General features: G+C 60.2%; 8 protein-coding genes. 4 read left to right on the forward strand and 4 right to left on the reverse strand.

All coding sequences use genetic code 11. The annotated features are described in order from the left end of the window. The 3 genes from WAW39_RS12265 to WAW39_RS12275 form a co-directional block, all read left to right on the forward strand. Positions 1–415: hypothetical protein (locus tag WAW39_RS12265; RefSeq protein WP_422319185.1), on the forward strand; the 415-nt coding region annotated here is incomplete at its 5' end. A 104-nt stretch (positions 416–519) separates the two neighbouring features. Next, on the forward strand, positions 520–1,770 hold the full coding sequence (locus tag WAW39_RS12270) for a TolC family protein (protein WP_422319187.1): 1,251 nt from the start codon (positions 520–522) through the stop codon (positions 1,768–1,770). Between the two features lie 35 nt (positions 1,771–1,805). Next, a complete protein-coding gene (locus tag WAW39_RS12275; RefSeq protein ID WP_422319189.1) occupies positions 1,806–4,937 on the forward strand; it encodes an efflux RND transporter permease subunit in 3,132 nt (1,043 codons plus the stop codon). On the opposite strand, the gene WAW39_RS12280 is transcribed toward WAW39_RS12275, so the two are convergent. From WAW39_RS12280 to WAW39_RS12295, 4 genes are all read right to left on the reverse strand, one after another. Then, positions 4,938–6,233 (reverse strand): DUF1501 domain-containing protein, encoded by a 1,296-nt coding sequence (locus WAW39_RS12280; protein ID WP_422319191.1) that lies wholly within the window; start codon positions 6,231–6,233, stop codon positions 4,938–4,940. It abuts the gene before it with no gap. Positions 6,234–6,244: 11 nt separating this feature from the next. Continuing rightward, positions 6,245–9,109 (reverse strand): DUF1549 domain-containing protein, encoded by a 2,865-nt coding sequence (locus WAW39_RS12285; RefSeq protein WP_422319193.1) that lies wholly within the window; start codon positions 9,107–9,109, stop codon positions 6,245–6,247. Further along, the gene (locus WAW39_RS12290) at positions 9,106–9,681 is read right to left on the reverse strand and encodes an RNA polymerase sigma factor (RefSeq protein ID WP_422319195.1); all 576 of its coding nucleotides are present in this window, start codon (positions 9,679–9,681) and stop codon (positions 9,106–9,108) included. The genes WAW39_RS12285 and WAW39_RS12290 overlap by 4 nt, the downstream gene beginning before the upstream one ends. A 66-nt stretch (positions 9,682–9,747) precedes the next feature. After that, on the reverse strand, positions 9,748–10,398 hold the full coding sequence (locus tag WAW39_RS12295; RefSeq protein ID WP_422319197.1) for a septal ring lytic transglycosylase RlpA family protein: 651 nt from the start codon (positions 10,396–10,398) through the stop codon (positions 9,748–9,750). Positions 10,399–10,459: 61 nt separating this feature from the next. Between WAW39_RS12295 and WAW39_RS12300 the strand changes: the two genes are divergently transcribed. After that, entirely contained in the window at positions 10,460–11,434 is a 975-nt protein-coding gene (locus WAW39_RS12300) for an alpha/beta hydrolase family protein (protein ID WP_422319199.1), read from the forward strand. Positions 11,435–11,861 lie beyond the last annotated feature (427 nt).

Raw genomic sequence — 11,861 nt, forward strand, 5'->3', positions numbered from 1 at the left:
CGCACCGGCCATTTGCATGGCGGCGGCTATGATTGACGGTGATCACGCCGTGAAGGTCGGTGTGTCCAACAAAGGTGCCCTGACGGTGGTGCTTTCTCATGCAGGCAAGTCCGCCGCTGAGCTGACAATTCATGAGCATGACGCCCTCTGCAGAGTGCTGGTGGCTTTTGCCGAAGCGCCTGCGTCCAATGCCACGGACCACGTGCTGGCATTCAAACAAGTCGATGACGCATCACGTGCGCAACGACTGATGACGTCCACGCAAGGTATTGCCAAAGCGGCGGTCCCTTCGCATGTCGTGGCCCACTGCCTCCTCGCAAAGCCAGTTGTGGCTGCTGCAGTCGGGCGCTTGCAGAGGAACTCATGGTCGCATGGTCTTGCCCTGAAGTCTGGCAGGACCGTCATGCGTTGTTGAGTAATGGATCGAATCTCCGGGGCCGCAAAAGCGGACACTTCGGGCACATGCTGCGGATGAATCCGCCTTGCCCATAACTCACCATCCAATCTCAATTTACGCGCATGAAACTTTCCTCTCTTCTTCTCACTTTGCTTGTTTGCCTCCAGTTGCCCTCCAGGGGCGAAACGGAGCCCGTCTCAGTCAATTCCCTCGTTCTCAAGGCTCTCGCCACACACCCGGAGCTTCGTTTTTACGAGGCCCAAATCGATGTCGCCCAAGGCGGAAAAACCAAGGCGGGGGAGATTAAAAACCCGGACATGATGGTCGGTGTCGGCAACTGGCATATTCGCGATCTCTCCACGGGTGCAGTTGGCGATGGTCCCACCTGGGCGGTGCAGCTCACTCAAACATTTGAGTGGCCCGGCCGCCTCTCTCTGCGCAAGGCTATCGCGCAAAAAGACATTGAACTCGCCCAGCTCGGGGTGGTGCAGTTTCGTGCTGCGCTTGCCGGCCGGGTGCGCACCATCGCCTGGAAGCTGCTGGCTGCACAGGAGCAAACCCGTGCCGCCGAGGAGGTGGCAAAACGCTTTCAGTCCCTCGCGGCGGTGCTCCTGCAGCGTGATCCCGCCGGTGCAGCTCCACGGCTGGAGGCCCGCATCATTCAGTCCAGCGCGCTCACGCTGGGTGCCGAAGCCACGCTGGCGCGCAACGAACTGGCCGCGGCCCGCTTTGAGCTGAACCAGCTTCTGGGTGAAAAAGCAGAGCATCCGCTGGAGCTGCGCATGGAGGATCTCGTGCTCAATCCACCACCGCCGCTCGAGTTCTTGCTGGCCGAGGCACGTCGCAAAAACTTCGCCCTGCGCGCCCGCTTCATTGATGTGGAGCAGCAGGGGTACTCTGTGGAGCTTGCCAAAAACGAGCGCTGGCCTTCCATCACCGTGCAGCCTTATATGCAGAAGCAGACGACGTTCACGCGGGAAACCCAAGTGGGCATTGGTGTTTCCATTCCTCTGCCCTTGTGGAATCGTAATAAAGGAGCCATCGACGCCGCCAAAGCCAAGGAAGTGCAGGCGGAAGTCATGCTCACTGCACAGATGCGCCAGCTCGAACGTGACGTCGCTGCTCAGGCTGCTCATTACCGCATCCACACCGAGGAGCTTGCCAAATGGCCGGCTGACACGCTGGAAAGCTTTCGCAAGGCGGCAGCAGAAGCCGATGAGCACTATCGCCTGGGCGCGCTGCCGCTGGCGACTTACACAGAGCTGCAACGCCAGTACATCGCCTCCGTCAAAGCCGTGCTGACTTCGCAGCTGGGTGCTGTGGACGCACGTCTGCAGCTTGAGCAGCTCACGGGCAGCACTTTGGTGAAATAAGCGGCATCGCGTTTTGAACCTCTTCTTTTGCGATCATGCTCAATTTCATTCTCGAATTCTCTGTCCGCCAGCGTGCCCTCGTGCTGCTGGGGGCTTTCGGCCTGCTCGGTGCGGGCCTGTATTCACTCATGCACCTGCCCATCGATGCAGTGCCGGATCTCACCGGCCCGCAGGTGCAGGTGAACGTGGCTGTGCCGGCCCTGGCTCCTGAGGAGTCCGAGCGCGCTGTCACACGCCCAATCGAAATGGCGCTCTCCGGGATGCCCGGCGTGCTCGATTCGCGTTCACTCACAAAGTTTGGCCTCAGCCAGGTCACGATCCAGTTTGAAGACGACGCGGACATTTTTCGTGCACGCCAGCTCGTCACCGAACGTCTCACCGCCGTGATGAACGATCTGCCTCCGGGCAGCTCGCTGAGCCTTGCTCCCATCAGCACGGGGCTCGGGGAAATTTTCTACTACACGCTTCATTGGAAGAAGGGGGCCAAGGAGAAGCCTGCGGATGAAAAGGAAGGCCTCATGCGTCTGTGGGAGACACACGAATACATCGTGAAACCGCACCTGCGCGTCGTGCAAGGCGTGGCGGAAATCAACAGCAACGGCGGCCATCAGCGTCAGGTCACGGTCGAGCCCATGCTCGATAAATTAAAAGCGGCGAACATGACCGTGGGCGAACTCGCCGCCATCATTCGCGGCAACGTCGAAAACGCCGGTGGCGGCGTCATCAATCGCGGTGACGAGCAGCTCACCATTCGCAGTGTGGGCCGTGTCAGCACGGCGGAGGAAATCGCCCAGCTGCCAATCAAATTCGGTGCCGCCATTGAGCCGTTGCGGGTGAAGGACGTGGCCAAGGTGCAGTGGGGAGCCGGCTTCCGCGGAGGTGCGGCCACCATGGACGGAGAAGAGGTCGTGCTGGGAACCGTGATGATGCTCATGGGGCAGAATGCACGCGTCGTCTGCCATCGCGTGGCCCCACGGCTGGAGGAGCTGAAGGAGAAGCTGCCTGCGGGCATGGATGTGACCGTCGTGTACGAACGTTCCGATCTCGTCGAGGCCACCGTTGGCACGGTGGAAAAAAATCTCCTCGAAGGCGCCGTGCTCGTCATTGTCGTCCTGCTCGTCCTTCTCGGAAACTGGCGCGCGGCTTTGATCGTGGCGCTGGCTATTCCGCTGTCATTCCTCTTTGCCATCTGTGGCATGGTTCAGGGCGGATGGTCTGGTAATCTGATGAGTCTTGGCGCGGTCGATTTCGGTCTGATCATCGACGGCGCTGTGGTCATGGTCGAAAACATCATCCGCAGGATCGGGGTCAAGCAGCATCACCTCGGACGAATTCTCACCAAAGAAGAGCGTTCACGCGAAGTGCTCGCCGGCAGCAAGCAGATGGCGAGCCCGATGTTTTTCGGGGTGCTCATCATCACCATCGTTTATCTGCCGATTCTGACGCTCACGGGCGTCGAAGGCAAAATGTTCCGCCCCATGGCGGTGACGGTGATTTTTGCTCTCGCCGGGGCCCTGCTGCTGGCGCTGACGCTCATGCCCGCGATGTGCTCGTTCTTCCTCGGCGGCAACGTCGCCGAAAAGGACAATTGGATCATCTCGGGTCTCAATCGCGTGTTCCAGCCCATGCTGCGCACCGCCATCAAAATGCGCTGGGCGGTGGTGCTTTTGGCAGTCGCCTTCTTTGCTTTCTGCGGCTGGCGCTTCAGCACACTGGGGGCCGAGTTCGTGCCCAAGCTGGACGAAGGCTCCATCGCCGGGATGATTTACCGCAAAGTCGGCATGAGCCTCAAGGAGTCGCTGCATGAGGACCTCGTGCTCGGCAAAATGGTGCGTGAAAAGTTTCCGCAGGTCACCCGCTTTTTCACCCGCAGCGGCACCAGCGAAGTGGCCACCGACCCGATGCCGCCAAACGAAACGGATTTCTACGTCTTCTACACACCCGTCTCCGAGTGGCCCAAAGGCCCCGGCCTGCCGACCAACAAGGCCGAGCTTTGCGCCGCCATCGAGAAGGAGGCGCTCAGCGAGCACGAAGACCAGAGCATCGAATTCGGCCAGCCGATCGAGACACGCTTCAATGAAATGATGGAAGGTTCCAAGGCCGAGCTCACCGTGCGCATCTACGGCATCGAATTTGACATGCTCGAAAAGCTTGCCAGCCAGATTCGTGACATCATCAACAACACTCCGGGGGGATCCGCTGAGCTTGAAACAGATGGTCGAACCAGCACCGTCGTGATGCAGGTGAAGCGGGATGTTCTGACCAAGTACAACGTTCCCCTTGCCGAGCTCAATCATGCCGTCTCTGCGGGTCTCGGCGGTGAAGTGTCCGGTCAGGTTGTCGAAGGCAATCGCAAGCGCGACATCGTCGTGCGCCTGCCGGAGGAAGAGCGTGCCAAGGAGGAAATCATGAAGAGCCTGCCGCTGCGTGTCGGTGACTTCGGCATGCTCTCGCTGGGAGATGCCGTGGACATCCACACCGAGAAAACCGTGGAGCCCATCCGCCACAGCCGCACGCAGCGCCGTGCCGCCATCCTCGTCGGTGTGAAGGACCGCGACATGGAAGGCTTCGTCAATGAAGCGAGTGCACGCATCAAAAAAGAAGTAACCTTCCCCGAGGGCTACAGCTTCGAGTTTGGCGGCACCTTTGAGAATCTTCAGGAAGCCCGCGCCCGTTTGGTCATCGTGGTGCCCACCGCCTTGGCGCTCATTCTGATGCTCATCTTCTTCGCCTTCGGCAGCATTCGTCAGACCCTGCTCGTTGCCACAGGCATCCCGCTCGCGCTGACCGGCGGCATCATCGCCCTTGAGCTGCGCGGCATGCCCTTCAGCATCACTGCTGCAGTCGGTTTCATCGCACTCAGCGGTGTCGCGGTGCTCAACGGACTCGTGCTGGTCAACTACTTCAACGAGCTCCGTGAGGAAGGCATGAGCGTCCGCGATGCCGTGCTCACCGGTGTCTCCACGCGATTGCGCCCTGTCATGATGACCGCTCTCGTCGCCGCCCTCGGTTTCGTGCCCATGGCCCTCGCGCATGGGGCAGGAGCGGAGGTACAGCGTCCGCTGGCCACCGTCGTCATCGGCGGCATCATCAGCTCCACGCTGCTCACGCTGCTGCTGCTGCCGATGCTCTATGACTGGATCGAGCGTAATTCCAAAGCAGCTTGATCAGATCAGCGCCGCGATCGGCACGCCGCGCTTTGCTCCGGTGCCGCCATAGATGCTGAAACTTCCGCCACTGCCGGCGGAGATGGTTTCCTGTGGCGGCACTCCCAGCAGCGCTCCGATGGTTGCATGGAAGTCGAGCACGGTGACGGGGTTCTCAATCACATGCGTCCCGGTCTCATCCGTCTTGCCATAAGCCTGACCGCCTTTGACGCCCCCGCCCGCGATGAACGATGAAAACGCGATGGGGTGGTGTCCGCGCCCTGTGCCGTCGATTTTGGGGCCGCGTCCAAACTCAGTGGTGAGCACCACCAGCGTGCTGTCCAGCATGCCGCGTGTCTCCAGATCCTCCAGCAAGGTGCCCACCGCATTGTCCACACGACTAGAGAGGTATTCCACCTGGGCAAAGTTGTCCGCATGCGTGTCCCAGCCGCCGAGTTCGATCTCGACAAACTTGGTGCCGCTCTCAATCAGCCTGCGCGCCAGCAGAATGCCCTGGCCAAATTCATCATTGCCGTAGTCTTCCACCAGCTTGCTTTTTTCCTGCGTGATGTCGAAGGCATCGAGATCCTTGCTGGTCATGAGTTTGATGGCGTCGGCATACACATCCACATGCGCCTTGACGTCCGCCATGGGGTAGCGCGCAAGGAAGTCGCGGTTGAAGTTTTCAGCGAGCCCGCTGCGTTTGCGCAGATTGGTCATGGAGTCGCCGTTTTGCAGCTGGGTGTGTTCCAGTCCCTTGCTGGCATCCAGCACCGGGACAGGCGCATACCGTGCATCCATGAACCCGCTGCCCGGATGCCCCGCGAGACCGGCGAGGCGAATGTAAGGCGGCAGGGTTGAATGTCCCTGCGTCACCTGCCGCGCCACCCACGCACCGAGCGCCGGATGCCGCATCGTGGCGGACATCTCATAACCCGTGAGCACTTTATACACGCCCGGCTCGTGGGCCCCCTGCGTGTGGTGCAGCGAGCGGACCACCGCTATTTTTTTCCCATGTTCCGCCAGTTTGGGAAAGAAGCCGGAGATGAGCAGGTCATCCGCCTTGGTCTTGATCGTTTTCACCGGCCCTTGATGCCCCGCAGGCGCATCGGGCTTGGTGTCAAAGGTGTCGATGTGGCTCATGCCGCCGCGCATGTTGAGATAAATGACGTGGCTGGCAAACTTCGGCGTGCTCGTTTCCAGCGCTCGCGCGAGGCCCAGTGGCGGCACCAAACTGACGCCGAGGCAGGTGCGGGCCATGCGCGTGACAAACTCACGGCGGGAGACATCATCAAGGCGGTTCAAGGAGTGCTTCATAAAGTGAGGGGTTATTTTTGAAACATGAATTCAGCCGTGGAGAGCAGGGTGCGGGCTAGCGCCTTGGCATTGCGTGCATCTCCCAGCGCCAGCTTGCAGGCATCGAGCTCGGCCTGCGTCGGCTCACGTGTCATTACGGCCAGGAAGGCGCCGTGCGCGACTTCGGTGATGTTGTTGAGCCCCCGCAAACTTTCGGACAAAGGACTGCCGGAACGCGCCACATGGTCAAAGAAATCGCTGTTCAGCATGAGCAGCGCCTGCGGCACCGTGGAGGAGCTCCACGCATCACCGATGAAGTCACGGTTTCCCTGGCCAAACATGCGCAGGAAATGACCATCAGGCGTTGGCTGCGGCAGCTCCGAGGCACGCTCCAGGCCACCACCGGCAAACTCGCGGGCCATCTCCTTGCGCAGGCGTGCACGGCGTTCCTCCACCTTCATTTCACGTTCTTCCTTGCCTGCGATTTTGCGGGCCACAGCGGTGACCTCGCTCGCTTTTTTAGCAGCGACTGCCGCTTCCAGTTCAGCGACACCGGGCGGATCAAAATTCAGTTTCAAATCCAAATCCTTCACGGCCAGCGCCATCATGGAGTCCCACACCTGTTCAGCCGTCAAACGCCGCACCACCGGACCCGGGAAGCGATACACCACCGAAGAATCCTGCGGCGCCAGTCCAGCTTCACGCTGATAGGCGCGGGTCAGGGTGAAGATGTGCAGGATCCGCCGCACATCGTATTTCGAATCACGCACCACATTGACGAGATACTGCGCCAGATCAGGATTGTCGCAGTCCGCCACTTCGCGCACCTGATCCACCCTGCCTGCGAACGGCAGTCCGAACAACTTGGCCCACAGCCGGTTCGCCAGCGTGAGGGCGAAGCGTGTGTTGGTGGGCGCGGTGACCCATGTCGCCAGAGTTTCAGCGGGGCGTGCACCTGTGGCTGGTGATTCGCCGTAAAGCACAGCCGCAGGAATCAGCTCGCCGGGCTTACCATCCGCATATTGATAATCGTCCGGCAGCTTTGCAGGCTGCCCCTCTCCATTCACCACGCCTGCACCACCGGCTGCACGCTGCAGCGCCAGCAGGGCATCTCGGATGCGCTGGTTTTTTTGCCGCCGTTCATAGTCCAGCTTGTCCATCGCCATGCGGTCATAGCGCTCTGCCGCTTCGCGGATCGCCTTGCCGCCCACTTCTCCGACCCCGTCCTCTTTTGAAGCAGTCTTGATCCCGGAAGTCCAGGCAAGGAACTGATGGTATTCCTTCCGTGTCCAGCGGCTGTAAGGATGGTCATGGCACTGCGCGCAGGAAATCTGCGTGCCAAGAAAAAGCGTGGCCGTGCTCTCGATGTTTGCGGCGCGGTTCTCACCGTCACGAAGGTAATAGCCCGCCGCAGGTGCACGCCAGCCGTAGCCTTCGGGGCTCAGCAGCTCACGTGTCCATTCGTCGAAAGGTTTGTTTTCACGCACGCTCTGTTTGATCCAGGCGAGATAAAAATCCCCCTGCACACCTTCGGCCAGGTCGTCTTTGGCGCGCAGCAGATCACACCAGTAGTTGAACATGTGGCTGACGTGGCCGTTGGAGGCCAGCAGCTCTTCGATCAGGCGTCCGCGCTTCTCGGGTTCTTTGAGGGCGATGAAACGTTTCGCCTCATCGCTGGTGGGAATGCGGCCCACAAGGTCAAGATACACACGGCGCAGCCACACGAATTCACTGGCCATCGGGCGCGCCTCCTCCGCGTGCTTGCTCAGGTCCCGTTCGATCAGCTGATCAATGCGTGCCGCCACCGCCTTGAGTTGGGTGATATCCACAGCCTCGTTCAGCGTCGAGATCGAAACCTCCTTCGCACGCATGGAGGTCCACGATCCGAAATTCGCCCCCTCTTCAACCCAGCGCCGGATGAGCGCAATTTCCTCGGCGCTCAGCGGCTTGCCATCATTGGGCGGCGGCATGAGATCATCGTCGCCGGGCTTGTGAGAGATGGATTTCACCAGCGTGCTCTTGGCGGCCTTGTGCGGCAGGATGAGATTGTCCGTCTGGCTTTTTTCGCGAATCGCTTCCAGATCATCCAGCCGGATCCCACCTTTCGGCTTCTTCAGTTTGCTGCTGTGGCACTCAAAGCAGGAGCGCTCCAAAATCGGCAGCACCTGCCGCTCGAAATCGATCTTCGAGGAGACATCGGGAGTCTCCATGGGCATCTCGCTCTTGGGTTTCGAGGCAAGATTCATGGGAGGAATCGTCACGGTCTCCATTTTCTCCGGCACCGGTGCGGGGGCGTTGCCCATGCTGATGGCGGGCGGTGTCACCGGAGTTGCTGGCGGAGCAGGCTCCGATTTTTTCTCCACGACCACCACCTTCGGTGTCTGCGGATTCGGAGCTGGAGGAGCAGGTGCAAGGGGTGGCTGAACCAGCATCGGCTCGGGCACCACCACCACACGAGTCACAGGTGGGTTGGCGATGATGCGTCCATACATGATGACACGTTTGCCCGTGCGCTGAGCCACCACGGGAGCAAGCTCAAGCTGCTGAAACAAATCCGGCCACGCGAGAGTGCCACCGATGAAACCGATCAACACAGCCGCGGCCGCGGTGGTCCAGCGGGGCAGGTGGGTGAACCAGCGTCGCGGGCGACGGCGTGTGGTTGATTCTTCAATGCTGCGCATCAGATCATCGACGGATGACACATTGACGCTGGCCTCGATAGCATCGGCGAGGGCCGCGGGAGTGTCATTTTTTTCCAGAGCCACACGCAGCAGCGCGTCCATGCCGAGCTGCTCTTCCAGTTCCTTCAGCGTGTCGGGGTCGCTCATCAGGACCTGCCATTCATGATTGGAGAGCATCCCCTCCAAAGCCTTGTCGATCGCTTCGTCGGTGTTCATGCGGTTTTGTGCTCCAGGTGAAGTTCAATGCACTTGCGCAGCTGCTGGCGTACACGCATCAGCACGGTGCGCACCGCGAGCGTGCTGCGGCCCGTGCGTTGCGCGATTTCCTCGCAGCTGAGCTGCATCTCGTAGCGCAGATCCAGGATGGTGCGCTGATGGTGGCGCAGCTTCTCAAGACAGGTCGCCAGATGATCTGATTCATCACTCACGGGTTTTTCAGAAGCCTCCAGCGCCATCTCCCAGCGCACCTGCTCGGAGTAGCGCTCGTGCTTGGTGAAGTCCCGCGCATACGCCTTCAGCCGGTCTCGCAGCTGATTGTAGGCGATGGTGCGCAGCCACGGCTGCATGGACCCTTCGGTGAAGTCCTTCATGTTCTGATAGGCGAACACAAAGGCGTCATGCGCCACTTCATCGATCAAATCAGGCACCGGCGCCCGCAGCGCCAGGTAGCCGCGCAGTGCCTGCAAATGCCGCTGCATCAGCAGACGAAACGCTGCGTCGTCACCGGCTTCCACCTGTCTGGCGAGTTCGGCATCCTGCGGAGTTTTGGGCGGCGTGAGAGAATCCATGCACTGTGGATATGGACGCTCGAGTCCAAAGTGTGGCAGAAAAATGTGGCTGCTTTTGCAGCGACCTCATCTTCCGCCATACCCCGGCGGTGGCGGCGGAATGCCCGCAGGCATTGCCGTTGTGCCATACCCTGGGGGCGGTGCACTGGTGCCATAGCCTGCAGGCGGCACCGTGCTGGGCGTGCGGTAGCTGCTGGCTGCTGGAGGAGCGCGATACGTTTTGGGCGCCTTGTACGCCGTGCGTTGCGGTGCGCTGTGTTTGACCGGAGCCGGGGTGTTGTAGTTGGCTGGAGCTGGACCGTAGCTTGCAGGAGGCGCACTGTAGTTGGCCGCTGGCGCAGCACCGTTGGCGATGGTTTTGGCAGTCACCGTGACATCGCCGAGCTGGCGATAGGGAAGCTGAATGTATTCGGCAGCGGCGCGGGAGAGATTGATGACGCGGTTCGGGTAATAGGGGAAGCGGTCGGTCACCGTCACGTTCACCGTTCGTCCATTGGTGTTGTTCTTCACCTTGACCACCGTGCCAAAGGGCAGGGTGTTGTGCGCGGCGGTCCAGCCCTGTGGCTGATAGATGGAGCCTGAGGTGGTGTACTGGCCGGCATATTGATCCGCGATGTAGGAGGCATATCCGCGCATCTCATAAGCAGGCTTGGCGCAGCTGACCAGCAAAGAGGGCACCGAAATGGCAAGGAATCGAAGAAGTGCGGAAAAGTTCATGTTCTGCTTTTGCGAACATAACAAGATTGGCACCCGGCACAATCTTGCTCATCATCGGCCAGTGAAAAGAAAACGAGTCATCCTGGGAGCCGCGCTTCTGCTGGTGCCACCGCTGGCCGGTTGGCTGGCCGCAGATCAGCTGGCGCATCCGCCACGCAGGCCGCTGCAGGATTATCATCATGAGTTTCTGGCCCATCCGGCGGCACACGGCGTGGCGTTGAAATCCTTCACCTGTGCCGATGGCACCCCTTGTCTCGTCTGTGAGCCAGATCCGCAGGGTTCACTTGGAAAGCGCGGACAGGTCATCCGTGAGCAGATGACGCTGAAAGGTCTCACCTTGCCAGCACCCGGAAGCGTGGTGGGAAATCTGGTGCTGGTGCATGGCCGCCGCGGTCGAAAGGAGGACTACCTGCTCGTCGCAGAGCGTTTCTGCGCCGTGGGCTTTCGCTGTATTCTGCCCGACATGCCTGCTCATGGCGATCACCCGGGAACAACCGCCAGCTATGGCGTGCGGGAGGCCCACCTTCCGGCACTGGCGCTGCATGAGGCCGCAGCGAAGTTCGGGTTCAATCCGCAGCCCGCAGGCATCATGGGGCTGTCGATGGGAGGTGCAGTCAGCATCCGCTCAGCCGTGGAGAAGGATGCGCCTTGGCGCGCTGCCGTGCTGGTTTCCACCTTCGATTCATTGGACCACGTGGTGCGTCATCAGACTTCGGGCTGGGTGGGAGAGTGGCTGGGTTCAGTCTGGAGCCACATGACAGGTTGGTTCTATGAAAGAAAGGCACACATGGAAGTCAGCGCGGCGAACTCCCTCGCTCTCGTTCCCCAGCTCAAATGCTCGGTACTTGTCGCGCATGGAACGTCAGACCGGGTGATCCCCGTCGAATGTGGACGTCGTCTCTACGACGCGCTGCCATCCAGCATCGGAAAACGCTGGGTTGAAATCCCCGGCGCGGATCACGACAATGTGCTGATCACTGATTTTCCGATCTACGCAGAAATGGCCGAATGGATGCTGCGTCACGTTCCCCAGTGATGGCAGCCTAATTTTACTTTGGTAAGTCATCGGGGGCACAGAATCCATTGGCCGGTTGTCGCCGTCTTTCGTCATCCCACTCCGCTTGACACCAGTCCCAACGGGACTGCGCATCAGAGCGAAGGGTTGCCGAGCCTCAGCGAGGCTACCCTGGTGGAGGGCACAACCTGATTTGGGAAAGCAAACCCAGCGCCTTCGCCACATACCACGACCACCAGCAGCGTCTGCAAGGCGCCCCGCCTCACTCACAACGTACAGCCAGCTCCCAAATCCCGCTAACTTATCAAAGTAGAACTAGAGCATTTTAAATAATACTATAGCCACAAGAGGCAAACCAACCCTTGGCGTCTTTTTCTGTGATTTTTGAGAATGCCAGGCTGATGGCCGCATCGAGTTCTGCTGGTGTGCGTGCCTCCGCAGTGCGCAG

This window comes from Prosthecobacter sp. (assembly GCF_049294395.1).
Classification (GTDB): Bacteria; Verrucomicrobiota; Verrucomicrobiia; order Verrucomicrobiales; family Verrucomicrobiaceae; genus Prosthecobacter.